This is a genomic window from Paenibacillus sp. JMULE4 (assembly GCF_013337105.1).
Taxonomy (GTDB): domain Bacteria; phylum Bacillota; class Bacilli; order Paenibacillales; family NBRC-103111; genus Paenibacillus_G; species Paenibacillus_G naphthalenovorans.
In genome coordinates, this window is sequence record NZ_SGWF01000017.1 from 187,055 (window position 1) to 208,010 (window position 20,956).

Consider the following 20,956-nt stretch of genomic DNA (forward strand, 5'->3'; position numbering starts at 1 on the left):
AATGACAGGTTGTTGGGGGGAATGCTTATGACAGAGGCGAGCCGATTTACAAAGCATGCTCTGAGTGATTGGATGAAGGCGGATGGCCCAGATTCGGATATCGTGATGAGCAGCAGAATTCGCATTGCCCGGAATTTACGGGCCTACCCTTTTCCTATGTTGGCGACGAACCAACAGTCAAAAGAGGTTTTGGATCAAGTAGCTCAGGCGCTTCATAATGATGAATTGAATACGATCAGCAAGTTTACGCTGCTTCCGCTCTCGGAATTGAATGATTTGGAAAAACGGGTGCTGGTTGAAAAGCATCTGATCAGTCCGGCCCTGGCTAACGAGTCACGGAACGGTGCGGTTATTTTGAGCGATAATGAATCGATCAGCATCATGGTGAATGAAGAAGACCATCTGCGAATACAATGCCTGTGCCCCGGTTTTCAAATTAAAGAAGCGTGGGAGATGGCTAATGAAATCGACGATGCTTTCGAGGTGCAGCTGAACTACGCATTTGATGAGAAAAGAGGGTACATGACGAGCTGCCCGACAAATGTCGGAACCGGTATTCGCGCGTCGGTTATGATTCACCTTCCGGCGTTGGTGCTGACTCAGCAGATCAATCGAATTTTGTCGGCTATCACACAGGTAGGCTTGGCGGTTCGGGGTCTGTATGGTGAAGGCAGCGAGGCTCTGGGCAATCTGTTCCAAATATCCAACCAGATTACGCTCGGACAATCGGAAGAGGAAATTATCGACAATCTTTACAGCGTAGTCAGACAGATCATCGAGCATGAACGGGCGGCCAGACAGAAGTTGGTACATGAAACCAAAGCCAAAATTATCGATCGAGTCAGCCGTTCCTATGGAATTCTTTCCTATGCGGCGATTATGGACTCCAAAGAAGCGACGCAGCGGTTGTCGGATGTTCGGCTCGGCATTGATTTACAATTTATCAAGAATGTGTCACCAAACGTACTGAATGAGCTTCTCGTGATGACCCAACCGGGTTTTTTACAGCAATTAGCAGGAGAAAAGCTAACCCCTGAAGAAAGAGACATTAGAAGGGCCCAGCTGATCCGGGACAAAATATCACAATCGGATTGAAGCCAGGCCGAGTTCATGTTAATGTGGAAACCATATTCCCTTACTAATTTTTGGAGGTGTTACACATGATGTTTGGCAGATTTACAGAACGTGCGCAGAAAGTACTGTCTTTGGCTCAGGAAGAAGCCGTTCGTTTGGGTCATAACAATATTGGAACGGAGCATATTTTGCTCGGTTTGATTCGCGAAGGCGAAGGAATTGCGGCCAAGGCGCTGATCGCGTTGGGGCTTGGTTTGGAGAAAATTCAGGACGAAGTCGAATCGCTGATCGGCAGAGGACAAGAACAGCCGACGAATATCGCTTATACCCCTCGAGCCAAAAAGGTTATTGAGCTGTCCATGGATGAGGCGCGAAAACTCGGGCATACGTATGTCGGAACGGAGCATATTCTGCTCGGATTGATTCGCGAAGGCGAAGGTGTTGCAGCGCGAGTGCTGGGCAATTTGGGCGTAAGCTTGAATAAAGCCCGCCAACAAGTGCTCCAACTGCTTGGCAGCAGCGAGGTGGTCTCGCCGAACCATGGTAGCCCTGCTAATGTAAATACACCGACTTTGGACGGTCTGGCGCGTGATTTGACCGCCTATGCCAAAGAAGGCAACCTCGATCCGGTTATCGGCCGGAGCAAGGAAATCGAGCGCGTCATTCAGGTGCTCAGCCGCAGAACGAAGAACAATCCGGTCCTGATCGGGGAACCGGGGGTTGGTAAAACCGCTATTGCGGAAGGCCTGGCCCAGAAAATTGTAGCCAATGAGATTCCCGAGACTTTGCGTGACAAACGCGTGATGACTTTGGATATGGGATCTGTCGTAGCCGGTACCAAATACCGCGGCGAATTCGAAGACCGTCTGAAAAAAATCATGGATGAAATTCGTCAAGCCGGCAACATCATTCTTTTCATTGATGAGCTCCATACGCTTATCGGTGCAGGCGGAGCGGAAGGCGCAATCGATGCCTCCAATATCCTGAAGCCGGCGCTGGCCCGCGGCGAACTGCAGTGCATCGGAGCGACGACGCTGGATGAATATCGCAAATATATCGAGAAGGATGCCGCTTTGGAAAGACGCTTCCAGCCGATTACGGTGGATCAGCCTTCTCCGGAAGAGGCGATTCAAATTCTCCATGGGCTTCGTGACCGGTATGAAGCACACCATCGTGTAAAAATTACAGATGAAGCGATTGAGCAAGCCGTGAAGCTCTCCGATCGTTACATCACGGACCGCTTCCTCCCGGACAAAGCGATTGATTTGATCGATGAGGCAAGCTCAAAAGTAAGGCTTCGCTCTTACACCGTTCCGCCGGATCTGAAAAAGCTCGAAAGCCGTTTGGAAGACATCCGCAAGGAGAAGGATGCTGCCGTACAGAGCCAGGAATTCGAGAAAGCAGCCGCGCTTCGCGACACGGAGCAGAAGATGAGAGAAGAGCTCGATGCCACAAAGAACGAATGGAAGGAAAAACAAGGCCGCACCGACTCCGAGGTGACGCCGGAAGATATCGCCCAAGTGGTGGCCAGCTGGACCGGCATCCCGGTGGTGAAGCTGGCTGAAGAAGAAACCGAGCGTCTGCTCAAAATGGAATCCATTCTGCACGATCGGGTGATCGGACAGGATGAAGCGGTGAAAGCCGTGAGCCGCGCAATCCGTCGTGCAAGAGCGGGGCTGAAGGATCCGAAGCGTCCGATGGGTTCATTTATATTCCTTGGGCCGACAGGGGTCGGTAAAACGGAATTGGCCCGCGCTTTGGCGGAGTCGCTGTTCGGCGATGAAAACGCGGTGATCCGGATTGACATGTCCGAGTACATGGAGAAGCATTCCACTTCCCGTTTGGTTGGAGCGCCTCCGGGATACGTCGGATATGAGGAAGGCGGACAGCTTACGGAGAAAGTACGCCGCAAGCCGTACTCTGTCGTTCTTTTGGATGAAATTGAGAAGGCCCATCCGGAAGTGTTTAATATCTTGCTTCAAGTGCTTGAAGACGGACGTTTAACGGACTCCAAGGGCCGTACAGTAGATTTCCGCAACACGCTGATTATCATGACATCCAACGTCGGGGCGGATTTGATTAAGAAAAACTCGACGCTGGGCTTTACTGCGGCACAAGATTCGGGCAGAGATTACGCAAACATGAAGGACAAAGTCATGGGCGAACTGAAGAAGAGCTTCCGTCCGGAGTTCTTGAACCGGATCGACGAAATCATCGTATTCCACTCCCTGGACGAAAAGCATATCGGCGAAATCGTATCGTTGATGGCCGAAGAACTGCGTAAACGTCTGAAGGAACAGGAAGTGGATTTCGTACTGACCGATGCGGCCAAGGCATTCCTTGCCAAAGAAGGCTACGATCCGGCATTTGGTGCAAGGCCTCTACGCAGAGCGATTCAAAAGCATATTGAAGATCGTTTGTCTGAAGAATTGCTCCGCGGCAACATCAGTAAGGGCGATACGCTTACGATTGATGAGAAAGAAGGCGAGTTGATTGTGGAGCGCAATCAAGGCGTCGCTTCACAAGCATAATGAAAAAATCCGGCTGCCGTTTTCCGGCTGGTCGGATTTTTCTTTATACGGAATGAACTGGGAGGGTTTTCAAGGGTGTTGCATCATGGTAAACTTTGTTTTGTAGTACTATAAGCGCGTTTGGGCTTGAAGCAGGATTAGGAGGCGCAATGGCCAAAGCAAAAACAAAGTTTTTTTGTCAGCAGTGCGGCTACGAAACGCCGAAATGGTTCGGCAAATGCCCTGGCTGCGGAGCTTGGAATACATTTGTGGAAGAAGTGGAGACTTCCGGCAAGAGCAGGGGGCTTCATTTATCTTTTTCCGATAAGAAAGAAAAAGCAGTTTCCATCATAAACATAGAAAGCAGTCAGGAAGAGCGCATTATCACGGATAACCGGGAGTTAAACCGTGTGTTGGGAGGAGGCGTCGTACCAGGATCCCTTATTCTGGTAGGGGGCGATCCTGGAATTGGCAAATCGACACTTCTGCTGCAGGCTTCCTACGCATTGACGCAGCAAAATCTCAAAGTGCTGTATATTTCCGGCGAAGAATCCGTCAGGCAGACGAAGCTCCGAGCCGACCGGCTTCAAGCGGTCTCCGGTTTGCTGTTTGTACTTAGTGAAACGAACGTGGAGTATATCGAGGCGGCGATTGATGAGATGGAGCCGGATTTTGTCGTCATTGATTCCATTCAGACGGTATATCATCCCGCTGTGGCTTCGGCACCCGGCAGCGTATCTCAGGTCAGAGAATGCACAGGGCATTTTATGCGCATCGCTAAAGGGAGAGGCATTGCCACCGTGCTTGTGGGCCATGTTACTAAGGAGGGGTCGATTGCCGGGCCGCGACTTCTCGAGCATATGGTCGATTGCGTGCTTTATTTTGAAGGGGAGCGGCATCACTCGTATCGTCTTCTGCGTGCCGTAAAGAACCGGTTCGGTTCGACGAATGAGATCGGTATTTTTGAAATGCGGGAGAGCGGATTAGTCGAGGTGAGCAACCCTTCGGAGCTGTTCTTGTCGGAACGGCCGATGGGTGTATCCGGTTCAACCGTGGTTGCGAGCATGGAGGGAACCAGGCCGGTTCTGGTTGAACTGCAGGCGCTCGTATCGACCACAAATTTCCCTTCTCCCCGGAGGATGGCCACCGGCTATGATCACAACAGGTTGTCGCTGATCATCGCTGTGCTGGAGAAACGGATGGGTCTGTTCTTGCAGAATCAGGACGCTTACCTCAATATCGCAGGCGGAGTCAAGCTCGACGAACCGGCAGTAGACCTTGCTGTGGCGGTGAGCATTGCCTCAAGCTTCCGCGATCAGCCTACACAGCCGTTCGACGTTGTCTTCGGCGAGGTGGGCCTGACCGGTGAGGTCCGCGGCGTTTCCCGAGTAGATCAGCGGGTGCGCGAAGCGCAGAAGCTCGGCTTCAAGCGGGTCATTCTCCCGCACAAAAGCCTGAAGGGGTGGACGCCGCCCGCAGGAATTGAAATCATCGGTGTGAATACTGTAGCCGAAGCGCTATCAGCAGCTTTAGTATAACCGTCAGGAGGGACACCTTTGAGCAAGGAAGAAGCGAAACGCGACGTGATGAGCCAACTGCTGCAGTTGGTAGCGCCGGGAACCCCTTTTCGGGAAGGGCTCGAAAATGTGCTGCGAGCCAAAACCGGCGGTCTGATCGTCGTAGGATACAGTCCGGAAGTGATGGAAATTGTGGACGGAGGATTTTCCATCAACTGTGACTTTTCCCCAAACTATTTATATGAGTTGGCCAAAATGGACGGCGCCATCATTCTCAGCGAAGATCTCAAACGCATACTTTATGCCAATACACAGCTGATTCCGGATTCATCCATCCCATCCACCGAAACGGGGATCCGTCACCGGACAGCAGAGCGCGTCGCGAAGCAGACTTCCAAGCTGGTAGTGTCGATTTCGCAGCGGCGAAACGTCATCACGCTGTATCAAGGAAATTTGCGGTATGCCTTAAAAGATATTGGTGTGATTTTGACCAAGGCGAATCAGGCGATTCAAACGTTGGAAAAATATAAATCTGTACTCGATCAGGATTTGACGAACCTTGGCGCTTCGGAATTTGAAGAGCTCGTGACGCTACATGATGTAACGGGAGTTATACAACGTATCGAGATGGTGCTGCGTATTAAAGCGGAAATTAATCGCTACATCAACGAGCTGGGGAACGAAGGCCGTCTGATCAGTATGCAGCTGCATGAATTGGTCGGTAATACGGAATACGAAGCCTTTTTGCTGATTAAAGATTATGTCAAGGATCCCAGCGACGAAAAGGTTAAAGAAGTCTTGAACTCGCTCAAACGGCTGGCCACCGACGAAATGCTGGATCATTCCCACATTGCCCGAGTGCTTGGATTCCCGCATGCGACCAACAGTGCGGAGGAAATCGTATCCCCGCGGGGGTATCGGGTATTGAATAAAATCCCGAGGCTGCCGTCGGTGATCATTCATAATCTGATCGAGCGCTTCGAACAGCTTCCTCATCTGATGATGGCCACGATCGAGGAACTGGACGAAGTGGACGGAATCGGAGAAGTAAGGGCCCGAACGATAAAAGAAGGCCTAAAACGAATTCAAGATCAGGTACTCATTGACAGGCATATCTAACTTGCATACAATCATAAGGTACCTTAGTATAATTGAATTGGGTTAGGTTTTTTTGAATAGGGCACAGTATAACCAGAGGTGGATTAATCATGATAACGAAATCCCTCCCGAATTTGTTTACCGTCGGGAACCTGTTTCTCGGCATCATTTCGATCATTATGGTGTTTAACAATAAACCCGAGCTGGCGGCTATTATGGTGCTTGTGGCTATGCTGCTTGACGGTTTGGACGGACGGGTGGCCCGTGCGCTCAATGTTCAAAGCGAATTCGGCAAGGAACTGGATTCGCTGTCCGATGTCATCTCGTTTGGGGTGGCTCCGGCGTTCATTATGTATGTTATGGCCTTTACCGAGATGAACGCGGCAGGGGCGTGGATTGTCACGGCGATTTTCCCCATTTGCGGAGCGCTGCGGTTGGCTCGCTTCAACGTGATTGCCGGTACGCCCGGCTACTTTATCGGTCTGCCCATACCGGCTGCCGGCGGTGTTCTTTGTACGCTTGCTCTGTTTCACAATGAGCTGAGCACCATGGTGCTTGTCTTGGCCACACTTCTCCTGTCCTATCTGATGGTCAGCACGGTGAAATATCCGAACTTCAAGAAGGTGGGCATTCCAAAAGCGGCGATATGGGTAACCCCGATCGTGGTGATCATCGCCGTTGTCATTGCCGTTCAATTTCCGGGCACACTGTCCAAGATCATCTTTGTACCGCTGCTCCTGTATGCACTGTACGGCCTAAAAAAAAACGTTGACCGTCTTTTCGTCTTTCTCCGCCTGAAGAAAAAGAAAACGAATACGATGGAAGAACCGGAATCCAAAACAACGACAATTTAACGAAGAGATGTCCGTGAAAATGAAAAGCATTTATTTTCCTTATGGAAATAAATGCTTTTTTGTTTTTTCTTACGGAACGATTAGGCAGGAAACTTTTGGTTCATAATTGTAACGTAAGGGGTTATGCAACCGATTTTGATGGAGGTGAAGTCTATGATGAAAAAATGGTTCCAGCTTCTATTCGCAGTTATTGGCGGTACGCTTGGATTACAATGGAGTGATACGATAGGTAAACCATTATTTGAAGTCATAGGTACAGTAACGGGTATTCATGAAATAAAAGGGCAGGGAGCATGGATGTTTGGGGTGGGAGCACTCTTCTTTTATTCGATGAGCTCCTGGGCGCTAAATTCTCTGCTTAAGGTCATGGTTCAGGGGGAAGAACGCGCGGCGAATATGCCGGCGGCCGATATGCTTGCCGGGGCGGCGGGAATGGTGATGGGATTGTTGGTCTCTTCCGTTCTGCTGAATCCTTTGGCGCGTGCGGGTATATTCAATCCGCTGCTGCATATGCTGTGTATCGCGATTTTCTCGTATGCGGGATACCGGATGGGGATCTTGAAGAAAGAAGAGTTGTTAGCCGCACTCGATAAGCGGAGGTCGGATCGGAGACGCGGCGCTTCAGGCGAAGCCAAAGAGTTTGAGGAGCATAAAATTCTGGATACGAGCGTCATTATCGACGGCCGGATTGCAGATATCTGCAAGACGGGGTTTATTGAAGGTACACTGGTCATTCCGGAATTCGTGCTGGAGGAGCTTCAGCATATTGCCGATTCCTCCGATCTGTTGAAAAGAAACCGCGGACGTCGGGGGCTTGATATTTTGAACAAGATTCAAAAGGAGCTCGACGTGAAGGTGCTGATCTATGAAGGGGATTTTGAAGAGATTTCCGAGGTGGACAGCAAATTGGTCAAGCTGGCGAAATTGCTTCAAGGCAAAGTGATCACGAACGATTTCAACCTGAATAAAGTATGCGAGCTTCAGGGCGTGTCGGTCCTGAACATCAACGATTTGGCCAATGCGGTGAAACCGGTCGTACTGCCGGGAGAGGAAATTCTCGTGCAGGTAATCAAGGACGGCAAAGAGCACGGTCAAGGCGTCGCTTATTTGGATGACGGCACGATGATTGTGGTCGAAGGCGGGCGTGACTTTATCGGCACGACACTGGATGTTCTGGTGACGAGTGTTCTGCAAACTTCAGCCGGACGAATGATTTTTGCTAAGCCCAAGCTATTGGAAAAAGCGCTCTAACGCGGTATGATAGTGTAGATGCGCTAATCGGGCCCATGTCTTGCCGGAAACGGCAGCTTTCGCGAAAGCAGGGCCCTGAAGCCGATATGTTGTGGCAGGTGGACAAGTTGACGATCAGACTTGGAGTAGTCGTTGTCGCTGCGGGCAAGGGCTCGCGGATGGGCACAAAAGAAAGCAAGCAGTATTTGCTGATTGATCATAAGCCGATTCTCGTACATACGCTGGAGCTGTTTGAACGCTTCGCTCCGGTAAGCAGCGTTGCGCTCGTTACCGGAGCGGACGATGTGCCGCGCTGCGGTCAGTTTGTCAGGGAGTACGGACTGGGCAAAGTAAAGCATATTATACAGGGTGGAAAAGAACGGCAGGATTCCGTTTATCAGGGCTTGCAGGCCTTGAAAGGGACTGTCGATTGGGTCATGGTACATGACGGCGTCAGGCCGTTCACGGCAGTTGAGCACCTCGCCGCCTGTCTGCATCAAGCGATGAAGACGGAGGCGGCAGTGCTTGCCGTGCCCGTGAAGGACACGATCAAAGTCGTGGACGGCTCGGGGGTGATCCAATCCACTCCTGACCGGAGCAGCTTGTGGGCGATCCAAACGCCGCAGGCTTTTCGTTTTTCCGTGCTGCTGGAGGCGCACGAACGCGCCCGGCAAGAAGGGTTTACAGGGACGGACGATGCCATGCTGGTGGAGCGGATGGGGATCCGCGTGTCGGTAGTGGAAGCCGACTATTACAATATTAAAATCACGACTCCCGAGGATCTGCCTTGGGCGGAGTGGATTATTCGCAATGTCAGGGGAGAGAAGAAATGATGATTCGGGTAGGACAAGGCTTTGATGTACACCAGTTGGTGGAAGGGCGCAAGTGCATCATCGGCGGAGTGGAAATCCCGTACGAGAAGGGACTGCTCGGGCATTCGGACGCGGACGTGCTGCTGCATGCGGTGAGTGATGCCATTCTGGGAGCGCTCGGGCTTGGGGATATCGGCAAGCACTATCCCGATACGGATGCCGCCTTTAAAGATGCGGACAGCTATAAGCTGCTGGTAGACATATGGGGGAAGGCGAAGGAAGCGGGATACCGTTTGGGAAATGTGGATTGCACCATCATCGCGCAAAAACCGAAGATGGCTCCGTATATTCCGGCGATGGCGGAGCGCATCGCTCAGGCGCTGGAGGCGGAGACGAGCCAAGTCAATGTGAAAGCAACGACGACCGAGCAGCTTGGATTTACGGGACGCGGAGAAGGAATAGCGGCACAAGCGGTTGTTTGTCTTGTCCAAGGTGTGCTATCATAACACATATTATTTTGACGGTTGATCGGCTTGCAGGCATCGTTCGGTCTGAAGGAACGCCTGCGGAGCAGGGGAGGAGAACAACGTATGGCAAAGTTTCGTGTGAGGTATGCGCCGAGCCCGACAGGGCACTTGCATATCGGGGGAGCGCGTACGGCGCTGTTTAACTATTTGATCGCCCGTAAGGAAGGCGGACAGTTCGTGATCCGTTTCGAAGATACGGATCAAACCCGGCATGTGGAAACCGGAGTGGACAGCCAACTGAACGGATTGAAGTGGCTGGGTATCGAATGGGACGAGAGTGTGGATGTAGGAGGACCGTATGGGCCGTATCGCCAAACCGAACGGCTGGACCTGTACCGGCCTTTTATTGACCGGCTGCTGCAGGAAGGCAACGCCTACTACTGTTACTGTACGGAAGCGGAGCTGGAGGAGGAGCGGGCTAAGCAGGAGGCTGCGGGCCAGATGCCGATGTATTCGGGCAAATGCCGCCATCTGACGCCGGAGCAGGCGGAGGCCTACAAAGCGGAAGGCCGCAAGCCGTCGATCCGCTTCCGTGTGCCGGAGAACCGGACGATTGCTTTCGAGGATCGGATTCGCGAGCACGTCGAATTCGATACGAACGGCATCGGCGATTTCATTATCGTCCGCCCCGACGGCATCCCGACGTATAACTTTGCGGTCATTCTGGATGACCACCTGATGGACATCACCCTAGTTATTCGCGGGGAAGAGCACCTGACCAATACGCCGCGGCAGATCATGATGTATGAAGCGCTTGGCCTTCCTGTGCCGGAATTCGCGCATTTGGCGCTGATCCTGAATCAGGACCGCAAAAAAATGAGCAAACGGGACGAATCGATCATCCAATTTATCGAGCAGTATAGGGATCTGGGTTATTTGCCGGAAGCGGTGATGAACTTTATCGCGCTCCTAGGCTGGTCTCCGAAAGGGGAGGAAGAAATCTTCACAAGGGAAGAGCTGATTGCAGGATTCGATCTCGACCGGTTGTCCAAGAGTCCTGCGGTATTCGATATGGATAAGCTCAATTGGATGAGCAACGTCTACATCAAAAAGGCGGATACCGAGCGTATTGCAGAGCTGGCACTGCCCCATCTTCAAAAAGCGGGCAGACTGCCACAGGAGTTGACGGACGAGCAGCGGCAGTGGGCTCACTCCCTGATCGGGCTGTATCAGGAGCAGCTGCGCTATGCCGCTGAGATTGTTGATTTGTCGGAGCTGTTCTTCCGTGAGGAGGTCAGCTATGATGAAGAAGCTAAAGCGATGCTTGCGGAAGAGCATGCACCCGTCGTATTGCACAGCTTCTTAACCCAGGTGGAACAGGCGTCAGAGTTTGATGTCGATGCTCTAAAGGCGATGCTGAAAGCTGTCCAAACGGAAACCGGCTATAAAGGGAAGCAGCTCTTTATGACGGTGAGAGTGGCCCTGACGGGTCAAATGCATGGGCCCGATCTGAATAGGACCTTGTATTTGTTGGGCAAAGAAAAGGTGATTCAACGGGTGAAGAAGTTATTGTAAAACTTCCGTTTTTTCGATATACTATAGAGATCATTGATATTGCTTTAACTTCATACTTAGTGGCGACGAACGGGAAAGTACGGAAAAATGCGGGATTCTCAGAGAGGACAACCGGTGTGGGGGCATGCCGGCTGCAAGTTGTCCAATCCTCTTTATCCGGAAGTGCACCCGGGAGCTGTAAAGACGATCTGCCTGCGAGCGCTCCGGCTGCAGCGGCAGGGTAGCCTTTACCGTGACGTTCACGATACGAACGATACGAGATGGATAAGCTTCCCGGCCAATCATGGCTGCTGGGAAGAGGATTTATACTTATCCAAGCAGAGTGGAACCGCGGTATTTGAACGCCTCTGCAGCCGAAATCGGCTGCGGAGGCGTTTTTTGCGCGACGTTCTTTCTTTCGCTTGGGGGATTAGGAAAGGGAAGCGGTGAAACGATATGTTCGAACGGATGAAAGAAGACATCAATACGATCTTTGAGAACGACCCCGCGGCCAGGGGATGGTTTGAAGTCGTCTTTACTTATGCCGGTTTGCATGCGCTTTGGGCGCATCGGGTCGCGCATTGGCTTTATAAAAAAAGATGGTATACGCTGGCCCGAGTGATTTCTCAGATCAGCAGGTTTATGACGGGCATTGAGATTCACCCGGGTGCGGTTATCGGACGGAGATTTTTTATCGACCACGGCATGGGCGTCGTCATTGGAGAAACCTGCGAAATCGGCGATGACGTACTGTTGTATCATGGTGTAACGCTGGGGGGTACAGGCAAAGAGCGAGGGAAGCGCCATCCGACCATCGGCAATAATGTGGTCATTTCGGCCGGAGCCAAGGTGTTGGGTTCATTCACGGTAGGAGACAACTCCCGCATCGGCTCGAATGCGGTAGTGTTGAGCGAAGTGCCGCCGAACAGCACCGTAGTGGGAATTCCGGGACGCATCGTCAAGAGGGATGGCGTTCGTATCGGTCGGTTGGAGCATGATAAGCTTCCCGATCCGATCATCGATATGTTCAAACAGCTGCAGGAGCAGGTTGACGAGCTGAAGGCGGCGCAGCAAAGGGAGCAGAAAAGGGAACCAGTGAAAACAAAGATCGGAGGAAACGATTGAGCATGTCGCTTAAGATTTATAACACGATGACACGTACGAAAGAAAACTTTATACCGCTGGAACCGGGTAAAGTAAAAATGTATGTGTGCGGTCCGACCGTATATGATTATATTCACATCGGGAATGCCAGACCGGTTATTTTTTTCGATGTGGTTCGCCGTTATCTGGAGTCGGTAGGTTATGATGTGACGTTCATTGTGAATTTTACCGATGTGGATGACAAGCTGATCAAGAAGGCCGCGGAGATGGGCACCACCGTTCCGGAGGTGGCGGACTTGTTTGTTCAAAAGTATTATGAGGATACGGCGGGTCTGGGCGTTCGCAAAGCGACGGCGCATCCCCGCGTGACGGAGAACATGGCGGACATCATCGAGTTCATTTCGGGGCTGGTAGCCAATGATTACGCCTACGAATCCGGAGGAGACGTTTATTTTCGGACGTCCAAATTTACCGAGTACGGCAAGCTTTCCCACCAAAACCTGGAGGAGCTGCAGTACGGCATTCGGGTAGACGTGGACGAGCGCAAGGAGAATCCTCAAGATTTCGTGCTTTGGAAGGCTGCGAAGCCGGGTGAAATTAGTTGGTCAAGCCCCTGGGGTGAAGGCCGCCCGGGATGGCATATCGAATGCTCGGCGTTGGTTCGTAAATATTTGGGCGAAACGATCGATATTCACGGTGGAGGCCAGGACCTGACTTTTCCGCACCATGAATGTGAAATCGCTCAATCCGAGGGATTAACCGGCCGCCGGATGGCCAATTATTGGATGCATAACGGATTTGTGAATATCAACAATGAAAAAATGTCCAAATCGCTTGGGAACGGCATTCAAGTGCATCAACTGCTCAAGGAGATGCCGGGCCAGGTGATTCGCTATTTTATGCTCTCCGGCCATTACCGTAATCCGTTGAATTTCAGCGAGGATGCGGTGGAGCAAGCAAAGGGCAGCTTAGCCCGTTTGGACAACTGTATCGCCGCTTTGAAGCACCGGCTGCAATCCGCGGAAGCGGGGGAGGCCGACGCTGCGGTCGTGGAGGCGGTCCGTGCGGCCAAGGAGCAATTTGAAGCGAAGATGAACGATGATTTCAATACGCCGGATGCAATTACGGCGGTGTTTGAGCTTGTCAGTGCCGCGAATAATTATTTGCAATCGGGGCGGGTAACGTCCGGCTCCCTGGAGCTGTTCGTACAGCAGTTTGCAGCGATGGACGGCGTGTTGGGTCTATTGGCCCCGGAGGCAGAGGAATTATTGGATGAAGAGGTGGAACGGCTCATTACAGAAAGGACCGAAGCGCGAAAAGCGAAAAATTGGGCCCGCGCCGATGAAATCCGGGATCTGCTGACAGAACGCGGCATTCAACTGGAAGATACGCCTCAAGGCATCCGCTGGCGGCGGAAGTAGGGCGAGTTTATGAAATGGGACGAAATGTCGGATCAGGAGATCAAGAGCCATTTATTTTCCTTCCCGCCCGCCCGCGAACCGGGTCAGCTTCATCCGCTGGTGCTGGCGTATATGGGAGACGCCATTTACGAGGTGTTCGTGAGGCAGTATGTGGTGGCGCAAACGAATCATAAGCCCAACTACTTGCATCGGACGGCTACCCGGTATGTTTCGGCAAAATCGCAGGCGAAATCGCTGCAGCGTTGGCTGCCGCATCTCACGGAAGAGGAACAGGATGTCGTCAAGCGGGGGCGCAATGCCAAGTCCGGGACAACCGCGAAGAATGCGGATGTGTTGGAATATCGGCACAGCACCGCGTTTGAATGCCTGATCGGCTATTTGTATTACACGCAGCAATGGGAGCGGCTTCAGTATTTGATGTTGCTGTCGTTGGAGCAGGATAAATAACATTCGAAGAAGGAAAGGGGGCCTTGGGCATGGAAGAAGAATTTATCGGAGGAAAGCATTCCGTACTTGAAGCGCTGCGTTCCGGGCGGACGATCAACAAAATTTGGATTGCCGAGCAGGCGCAAAAACAGCTCGCCCAGCCGATTATTGCCGAAGCGAAGCGCAGCGGGGTGGTTGTGCAGCTGGCTGACAAGCGGAAGCTGGATCAAATGGCCTCGGGCCTGCAGCATCAAGGAATCGTCGCGCAAGTGGCGGCATATGCATACGTCGAAGTCGAGGATTTGCTTGCGAGAGCGGAGGAGCGCGGTGAGATGCCGTTCTTGCTTTTGCTTGATGAAATAGAAGATCCGCATAACCTTGGCTCCATTCTGCGTACAGCGGACTGTACCGGCGTGCACGGGGTCATTATCCCCAAAAGACGTTCCGTGGGATTGACGGCTGCCGTCTCGAAAACATCCGCGGGTGCAGTAGAGTATGTTCCGGTAGCGCGTGTGACGAATCTGGCGCAGACCATCGAGCTGCTAAAGGAGCGCGGGGTATGGGTGGCCGGAGCGGATGTCGGGGCCGAGCAGCCCGTATACCAGACGAATCTGAACCTGCCTCTGGCGATTGTGATCGGTAATGAAGGTAAAGGGATCGGCCGGTTGATTAAGGAAAAATGCGATTTTCTGCTTAAACTCCCGATGTTCGGTCAAATTAATTCGCTGAATGCCTCTGTCGCCGCATCGGTCTTCATGTATGAAGTCGTCCGGCAGCGGACGGCAGCCCGCTAGCGCGCTTACCAGCAGGGCGATGCTGCATGATACAGGAAATCTTAATCGTAGACGGATACAACATCATTGGCGACTGGCCTGAGCTTAAGGCGCTGAAAGAAATCAGGCTGGAAGAAGCGCGGGACAGGTTGATTGAGATGATGGCGGAATATCAATCGTTCTCGGGCATGAAGGTGATCGTTGTTTTTGACGCGTATTATGTGCCGGGACTTGGCGGTAAGTATGTTCAGAGCAAGCTTCCGGTTTATTACACCAAAGAAAAGGAAACGGCGGATGAACTGATCGAACGATTGGTTACGGAGCATATCGGACGGCGAAAGCAAGTATATGTGGCGACTTCGGATATGACGGAGCAGCATGTTATTTTCGGTAAAGGAGCCTTCCGCATTCCGGCCGGCGAGCTTCTCGTAAAGCTGCGGCAAGCGCGGGCCGAGATCCGGCGAAAAATTGAGGATGAAGCCGCGGGGAAGCGTAATACCTTTGATAAGCGGCTCAGTGAAGATGTTCGGGCGATGTTCGAAAAGTGGCGGCGGGAGAAGTAGCTTTGCAAATCTAGCAAGTAAAGCTTTTTCTAACGGGAATCCGGTTGACGATGGTAGATTACATAATGTATACTAGTCCTATCTTTCAAGCGTTGGGCCGGAGGGATTGTAGTGAGTGTCGACTTCAAAGAGTTGAGAATGGATGAATACGACCTCAAGGCAGACGAAGATCTTGTCGAAGCGGTCCGTGAAGGAAATAGCGATGCACTGGAGTACTTGATCAACAAGTATAAAAACTTTGTCCGCGCCAAAGCACGTTCTTATTTTTTGATCGGCGCTGACAGGGAAGACATCGTGCAGGAAGGTATGATCGGTCTCTATAAATCGATCCGCGATTTCCGCGGAGAAAAGCTCGCCTCTTTTAAAGCCTTTGCCGAACTCTGTATTACCCGCCAAATCATCACAGCGATCAAAACCGCCACGCGCCAAAAGCATATTCCTCTGAATTCTTACGTTTCGCTGGACAAGCCCATTTATGATGAAGATTCCGACCGTACACTGCTTGATGTGATCTGCGGTTCCCGAGTATCCGATCCGGAGGAGCTGATCATCAATCAAGAGGAGTTTAGCGGACTTGAAGACAAGATGGGCGAGATTTTAAGTGATCTCGAACGCAGAGTGCTGATGCTGTATTTGGACGGACGCTCCTATCAGGAGATTGCTGTTGATTTAGACCGCCATGTCAAATCGATTGACAACGCGCTTCAACGGGTAAAACGCAAGCTCGAAAGGTATTTGGAAGTACGCGATGCATAATGATTAAAGCGCCTTTTGCTTTTGTGGAGGTGCTTTTTTGCAATAAAAATAAAAACGTCCGGCAAAACTGAACAATTTCCTTTCCGCGCAAGAAAAGCGGCTGTACAAACCGCAAATGGTTCTTCACCGAAAGGGCTTCGTTCGGAAGCTTTTTTATACCCTTATCATAGAACAAATGTTCCTGAAATGCAAGGGATCCCTTTATATAAATCGGTTTAGGATTCGTTTAAGATCCGGGGCCTTGGTTAATAATGGATGTGGACGGGGACGGACAGCCAAGTGAATACATTCCTTGACACAAGCTATGTCGTGTGCTAAAGTATTTGGGTGGCCTTAATTGAAAGGCGTTTTTTTGCTGATCATATAAGGCTGTAAATCTTGAGGCTGGTCCGTAGGAGGTGTACATCATGCGGGTGATCATCACTTTAGCGTGCACAAACTGCAAGCAAAGAAACTATACATCCACTAAAAATAAGCGCAACCATCCCGACCGCATGGAGTTGAAGAAATATTGCAAGTTTTGCAATGAACAGACAGCTCATCGCGAAACGCGCTAGTTTTTTGGAGGTGTAGTTGTGTCCTTTTTGGCTAAATTGAAGCAGGGATTCGGCAATACATTTTCTTTTTTTGCGGACAGCTGGTCCGAGCTGAAAAAAGTAAAATGGCCTAGCCGTAAAGAGCTGATTAGCTACACGCTGGTCGTATTATTTACGGTCACCTTTATAACGGTGTACTTCTACGTTCTGGACCTGGGAATTTCAGAGCTGCTTCGCCTCGTGTTTCAATAATCTGGGCTGGTGGGTGGCACTATGGAAATGGAAAAAAGATGGTACGTCGTACATACCTATTCCGGGTATGAAAACAAGGTGAAGGCAAATTTGGAAAAGCGCGTCGAATCCATGGATATGAAGGACAAGATTTTTCGTGTGCTCGTTCCCATGGAAGAAGAGCTTGTGAATAAAGACGGCAAGAAGAAAACGGTTATGCGTAAAGTATATCCAGGGTATGTCCTCGTGGAGATGATCCAGACGGACGATTCGTGGTATGTCGTGCGCAACACTCCTGGGGTTACCGGGTTTGTCGGATCGACCGGTTCGGGTTCGAAGCCGACGCCGCTGCTTCCCGAGGAAGTGGATGCGATTCTCAAGCACATGGGTATGGAAGAGCCGAAGCCGAAGATCGATTTCGAGCTCAAAGAAACCGTACGCGTAAAAGTTGGACCGTTTGCCAATTTTGTCGGTTCCGTAGAAGAAATTCTGCTCGACAAAAGCAAGCTGAAGGTTCATGTCAACATGTTCGGCAGAGAGACGCCGTTGGAGCTTGACTATAATCAGGTGGAAAAGCTTTAACCGTTGTAAGCGAAATTCTGCCATACTACGGGCGAGGAGGTGTACACAACAATGGCGAAAAAGGTTATTAAAATGGTGAAATTGCAGGTCCCTGCAGGAAAAGCGAATCCGGCTCCGCCGATCGGTCCTGCTCTTGGTCAAGCCGGCGTTAATATCATGGCGTTCTGTAAAGAATTTAATGCTCGCACGGCCGATCAAGCAGGTCTCATCATTCCGGTAGAAATTACGGTATTCGAGGACCGTTCCTTCACGTTCGTTACCAAAACGCCTCCAGCTGCCGTATTGCTGCGCGTGGCTGCAGGGATCGAAAAAGGTTCCGGCGAACCGAACAAGAAGAAAGTTGCAACCGTTAATCGTGCGAAAATTCGTGAAATTGCCGAGCAAAAAATGCCTGACCTGAACGCGGCATCCATCGAGGCTGCTATGCGTATGGTGGAAGGTACGGCTCGCAGCATGGGCGTTGCAATCGTAGACTAATCCATGCTTCCGGCTCCCGGTTATAACGGAGGAGCCAACCAAGTGGGAGGATATTCCGCTAATACCACATAGGAGGATAAGACAGTGGCTAAACACGGCAAGAAATACTTGGAAGCTGCCAAGCAAATCGACGCTGACGCTTTTTACGAGCCGCTCGAAGCGATCGAGCTCGTGAAGAAGACAGCGCGCGCCAAATTTGACGAAACTGTTGAAGTGGCTGTACGTTTGGGCGTAGACCCTAGAAAACAAGACCAAGCCGTTCGCGGTGTGGTTGTATTGCCTCACGGCACAGGTAAAACAAAACGCGTTCTTGTATTCGCCAAAGGCGAAAAAGCCAAAGAAGCGGAAGCGGCAGGAGCCGATTTCGTTGGCGATCAAGACATGATCAACAAGATCCAGCAAGGCTGGTTCGACTTCGATGTCTGCGTAGCTACGCCAGACATGATGAGCGAAGTCGGTAAGCTCGGCCGTATCTTGGGTGGTAAAGGTTTGATGCCGAATCCGAAAGCGGGTACCGTTACGTTCGACGTGGCGAAAGCCGTTCAGGAGATCAAGGCTGGTAAAATCGAATACCGTCTGGATAAAGCCGGACAAATTCACGCGCCGATCGGAAAAGTTTCCTTCGAAGCCGAGAAGCTTGCTGAAAATTTCAAAGCTTTGATTGATGCGCTGAACAGAGCGAAACCGGCCGCAGCTAAAGGGGTATACCTGAAGAACATCGCGGTATCCTCGACAATGGGTCCGAGCGCTCGTGTGAACGCTGCAGCTCTTAGATAGGAGTAGCCTTGGTATTTGACTTTCCAGGTCATCCATGCTAACCTGTTCTAAGTCTAACAAACGAATATGCTTACCGTAGACAGCAGGTGCTCCTACCCATGGGCTTAATTTCCTGCCGAGGTGTTATGATATAAATTCGGTATTCTTTGCTTAACAGCTCAAGAATATGTGAATCATCATGCCTTCGCTTTCGTCTGCGAAGGCATTTTCGCTTTTATGCGGACCTTTTGCCTTGGCGGAGATGGCGAGAAACGGAATGAGCGGCCTCGGGCGGACTTTGTTTACGAGTTAAGTTTACGAAGCAGTTTTCTCACGAAAACTTATAGCTTATGCTTACGATGCAAGCTTTCCTGCAGAAAGCTCTTAGGAGGTGCAAAAATGGCAAACGCAAAAATTATCGAGCAAAAAGCTCAACAGGTTACGGTTGTAGCCGAAAAGCTGAAAGAAAGCTCTTGTTCCATCGTTGCCGATTACCGCGGCTTGAACGTTGCCCAAGTAACGGAGCTTCGCAAACAATTGCGTGAAGCTGGTGTGGAATTCCAAGTGTTGAAAAATACTTTGGTACGCCGTGCTACGGCGAATGCGGAACTGTCTGAACTGGATGAGTATTTGACTGGTCCTACTGCGATCGCATTCAGCAAAGAAGATGTCGTGGCTCCGGCTAAAATTTTGGCGGAGTTCGCTAAGAAGAACGAAAACCTGAACATTAAAGCAGGCGTTGTAGAAGGTAAAGTGGTTGATATCAACCAAATCAAGGCGCTGGCTGAGCTTCCGTCCAGAGAAGGTCTTCTGTCCATGTTGCTCAGCGTGCTTCAAGCTCCGATTCGCAACTTCGCCCTTGCGGTTAAGGCTGTATCCGATAAGCAAGAAGGCGGCGCACAAGAAGCGTAATCTTTTTAAAAAAAACGATCTAAATATAAACGGAGGTTTAAACCATGAGCAAAGAGCAAATTTTGGAAGCCATTAAAGGCATGACAGTATTGGAACTGAACGATCTGGTTAAAGCAATCGAAGAAGAGTTTGGCGTAACGGCGGCTGCTCCTGTGGCAGTAGTAGCAGGCGGCGGCGCTGCAGAAGCGCAAGAGCAATCCGAATTCGACGTTATCCTGGCAAGCGCAGGCGCGTCCAAAATCAACGTAATCAAAGTGGTTCGCGAAATTACAGGCCTTGGCTTGAAAGAAGCAAAAGACCTCGTAGACGGCGCACCGAAGCCGTTGAAAGAAAAAGTTTCCAAGGAAGAAGCTGAATCCATCAAAGCTAAGCTGGAAGAAGCAGGCGCTTCCGTAGAAGTGAAGTAATTTCAAAGGTCAAGCACCCCTTGAAGAGGCGATTCTCTCAAGGGGTTTTCCTTTTCAATACAGCAAACAGGGAGGTGGCCGAACGTGTCGGAACATTACTATTCCAGAAAACCCAGCGTTGAACATGACCTGCACACCATTGAAGAGACGATGCGTGGACGCAGGTTCATTTTTGTAACGGATGCCGGGGTGTTCTCAAAAAAGGGGGTTGATTACGGATCGAAGCTGCTCGTGGAAACGATGGCGCTTCCCGTCGATGCCCGGATTCTTGATGTGGGCTGCGGTTACGGGCCGATTGGACTGACGGCTGCCGTGCTGGCGCACAAGGGTACGGTCACCATGGTGGACATCAATGAACGCGCTGTTGCGTTAGCCAAGCACAATGCCGATCGGAACGGCCTGGGCAATGTAGAAATACTGCAAAGTGACCTGTTATCGGAGTTGAAGGGGCGGTCGTTTGATGTGGTGCTGACCAATCCTCCGATCCGGGCCGGCAAAGAAACGGTTCACCGTATTTTCGAGCAGGCGCATGAAGCACTTGTACCGGGCGGCGCTCTTTGGGTCGTTATTCAGAAGAAACAAGGCGCCCCGTCGGCTTATAGCAAATTGGAGTCTCTCTATAGCCGTGTAGAACAGGTGGAACGGAGTAAAGGCTACTGGATTATCAAGGCTGCGAAATGATTTTGATGCGCTGGAAAAATGTTGACTTGAATTTTGTGATGTGATATTATATTAAAATGTCAGTATTATGGTCATGCTTTTTCTCTTTAGTTTACTAAAATGTCAAGATATTTTTTTCATGCTGGGATGAATAAGATTTTATCATTTGACGTATAATGTTTAAATTTTAGGTAAACCCTACAAGGTGTGAAGAAAATTATGGTAAAATGGGGAAA

At 50.8% G+C, this 20,956-nt stretch carries 24 protein-coding genes and 1 other annotated feature; all 24 genes read left to right on the forward strand.

From position 1 onward, the window contains the following. Positions 1-27 precede the first annotated feature (27 nt). The 24 genes from mcsB (at position 28) to EXW96_RS19975 (ending at position 20,741) form a co-directional block, all read left to right on the forward strand. The gene (mcsB, locus tag EXW96_RS19860; RefSeq protein ID WP_174351237.1) at positions 28-1,095 is read left to right on the forward strand and encodes a protein-arginine kinase McsB; all 1,068 of its coding nucleotides are present in this window, start codon (positions 28-30) and stop codon (positions 1,093-1,095) included. Positions 1,096-1,160: 65 nt separating this feature from the next. After that, the gene (gene clpC, locus EXW96_RS19865) at positions 1,161-3,605 is read left to right on the forward strand and encodes an ATP-dependent protease ATP-binding subunit ClpC (protein ID WP_054818694.1); all 2,445 of its coding nucleotides are present in this window, start codon (positions 1,161-1,163) and stop codon (positions 3,603-3,605) included. A 149-nt stretch (positions 3,606-3,754) separates the two neighbouring features. Beyond that, positions 3,755-5,122 carry a DNA repair protein RadA gene (gene radA, locus EXW96_RS19870; protein WP_062410360.1) on the forward strand — a complete coding sequence of 456 codons (1,368 nt, stop codon included), beginning with the start codon at positions 3,755-3,757 and terminating at the stop codon, positions 5,120-5,122. Between the two features lie 18 nt (positions 5,123-5,140). After that, complete coding sequence (gene disA / locus EXW96_RS19875; protein WP_256380575.1) at positions 5,141-6,220, forward strand: DNA integrity scanning diadenylate cyclase DisA; 1,080 nt, start codon at positions 5,141-5,143, stop codon at positions 6,218-6,220. Positions 6,221-6,309: 89 nt separating this feature from the next. After that, complete coding sequence (gene pssA, locus EXW96_RS19880; RefSeq protein ID WP_062410361.1) at positions 6,310-7,053, forward strand: CDP-diacylglycerol--serine O-phosphatidyltransferase; 744 nt, start codon at positions 6,310-6,312, stop codon at positions 7,051-7,053. A gap of 153 nt (positions 7,054-7,206) precedes the next feature. Next, positions 7,207-8,304, forward strand: coding sequence for a PIN/TRAM domain-containing protein (locus EXW96_RS19885; protein WP_054818697.1), 1,098 nt, complete (start codon positions 7,207-7,209; stop codon positions 8,302-8,304). 107 nt (positions 8,305-8,411) lie between these two features. Next, entirely contained in the window at positions 8,412-9,116 is a 705-nt protein-coding gene (gene ispD / locus EXW96_RS19890; RefSeq protein ID WP_174351238.1) for a 2-C-methyl-D-erythritol 4-phosphate cytidylyltransferase, read from the forward strand. Further along, positions 9,116-9,601, forward strand: a complete 486-nt coding sequence (ispF, locus tag EXW96_RS19895; protein WP_054818698.1) for a 2-C-methyl-D-erythritol 2,4-cyclodiphosphate synthase — start codon at positions 9,116-9,118, stop codon at positions 9,599-9,601. Before ispD ends, ispF begins: the two co-directional genes overlap by 1 nt. 84 nt (positions 9,602-9,685) lie before the next feature. Beyond that, entirely contained in the window at positions 9,686-11,137 is a 1,452-nt protein-coding gene (gene gltX, locus EXW96_RS19900; protein ID WP_174351239.1) for a glutamate--tRNA ligase, read from the forward strand. Between the two features lie 87 nt (positions 11,138-11,224). Further along, positions 11,225-11,566, forward strand: coding sequence for a hypothetical protein (locus tag EXW96_RS19905; RefSeq protein WP_174351240.1), 342 nt, complete (start codon positions 11,225-11,227; stop codon positions 11,564-11,566). 6 nt (positions 11,567-11,572) lie between these two features. Next, the gene (gene cysE, locus EXW96_RS19910; protein ID WP_174351241.1) at positions 11,573-12,241 is read left to right on the forward strand and encodes a serine O-acetyltransferase; all 669 of its coding nucleotides are present in this window, start codon (positions 11,573-11,575) and stop codon (positions 12,239-12,241) included. 2 nt (positions 12,242-12,243) lie between these two features. Next, a complete protein-coding gene (cysS, locus tag EXW96_RS19915; RefSeq protein ID WP_137671166.1) occupies positions 12,244-13,641 on the forward strand; it encodes a cysteine--tRNA ligase in 1,398 nt (465 codons plus the stop codon). Positions 13,642-13,650: 9 nt separating this feature from the next. Continuing rightward, positions 13,651-14,088: a Mini-ribonuclease 3 gene (locus tag EXW96_RS19920; RefSeq protein ID WP_054818700.1), complete on the forward strand. Its 438-nt coding sequence runs from the start codon at positions 13,651-13,653 to the stop codon at positions 14,086-14,088. Between the two features lie 29 nt (positions 14,089-14,117). Next, a complete protein-coding gene (gene rlmB, locus EXW96_RS19925; protein ID WP_054818740.1) occupies positions 14,118-14,861 on the forward strand; it encodes a 23S rRNA (guanosine(2251)-2'-O)-methyltransferase RlmB in 744 nt (247 codons plus the stop codon). 26 nt (positions 14,862-14,887) lie between these two features. Then, the gene (locus EXW96_RS19930) at positions 14,888-15,403 is read left to right on the forward strand and encodes an NYN domain-containing protein (RefSeq protein ID WP_062410366.1); all 516 of its coding nucleotides are present in this window, start codon (positions 14,888-14,890) and stop codon (positions 15,401-15,403) included. A 111-nt stretch (positions 15,404-15,514) separates the two neighbouring features. Beyond that, positions 15,515-16,159 carry an RNA polymerase sporulation sigma factor SigH gene (gene sigH, locus EXW96_RS19935; RefSeq protein ID WP_054818701.1) on the forward strand — a complete coding sequence of 215 codons (645 nt, stop codon included), beginning with the start codon at positions 15,515-15,517 and terminating at the stop codon, positions 16,157-16,159. 407 nt (positions 16,160-16,566) lie between these two features. Beyond that, on the forward strand, positions 16,567-16,716 hold the full coding sequence (gene rpmG / locus EXW96_RS19940; RefSeq protein WP_025851018.1) for a 50S ribosomal protein L33: 150 nt from the start codon (positions 16,567-16,569) through the stop codon (positions 16,714-16,716). Between the two features lie 18 nt (positions 16,717-16,734). Further along, a complete protein-coding gene (gene secE / locus EXW96_RS19945; RefSeq protein WP_062410367.1) occupies positions 16,735-16,947 on the forward strand; it encodes a preprotein translocase subunit SecE in 213 nt (70 codons plus the stop codon). A gap of 27 nt (positions 16,948-16,974) precedes the next feature. Further along, complete coding sequence (nusG, locus tag EXW96_RS19950; RefSeq protein ID WP_054818741.1) at positions 16,975-17,508, forward strand: transcription termination/antitermination protein NusG; 534 nt, start codon at positions 16,975-16,977, stop codon at positions 17,506-17,508. Between the two features lie 51 nt (positions 17,509-17,559). Further along, the gene (gene rplK, locus EXW96_RS19955) at positions 17,560-17,985 is read left to right on the forward strand and encodes a 50S ribosomal protein L11 (protein ID WP_062410368.1); all 426 of its coding nucleotides are present in this window, start codon (positions 17,560-17,562) and stop codon (positions 17,983-17,985) included. Positions 17,986-18,069: 84 nt separating this feature from the next. Further along, entirely contained in the window at positions 18,070-18,762 is a 693-nt protein-coding gene (gene rplA / locus EXW96_RS19960) for a 50S ribosomal protein L1 (RefSeq protein WP_062410369.1), read from the forward strand. A 55-nt stretch (positions 18,763-18,817) separates the two neighbouring features. Then, positions 18,818-18,982 (forward strand) — a sequence feature (ribosomal protein L10 leader region). A gap of 158 nt (positions 18,983-19,140) precedes the next feature. Further along, the gene (rplJ, locus tag EXW96_RS19965; RefSeq protein ID WP_054818704.1) at positions 19,141-19,653 is read left to right on the forward strand and encodes a 50S ribosomal protein L10; all 513 of its coding nucleotides are present in this window, start codon (positions 19,141-19,143) and stop codon (positions 19,651-19,653) included. A 44-nt stretch (positions 19,654-19,697) separates the two neighbouring features. Beyond that, positions 19,698-20,060 carry a 50S ribosomal protein L7/L12 gene (gene rplL, locus EXW96_RS19970; protein ID WP_054818705.1) on the forward strand — a complete coding sequence of 121 codons (363 nt, stop codon included), beginning with the start codon at positions 19,698-19,700 and terminating at the stop codon, positions 20,058-20,060. An 84-nt stretch (positions 20,061-20,144) separates the two neighbouring features. Next, the gene (locus EXW96_RS19975) at positions 20,145-20,741 is read left to right on the forward strand and encodes a class I SAM-dependent methyltransferase (RefSeq protein ID WP_174351242.1); all 597 of its coding nucleotides are present in this window, start codon (positions 20,145-20,147) and stop codon (positions 20,739-20,741) included. Positions 20,742-20,956: the final 215 nt, after the last annotated feature.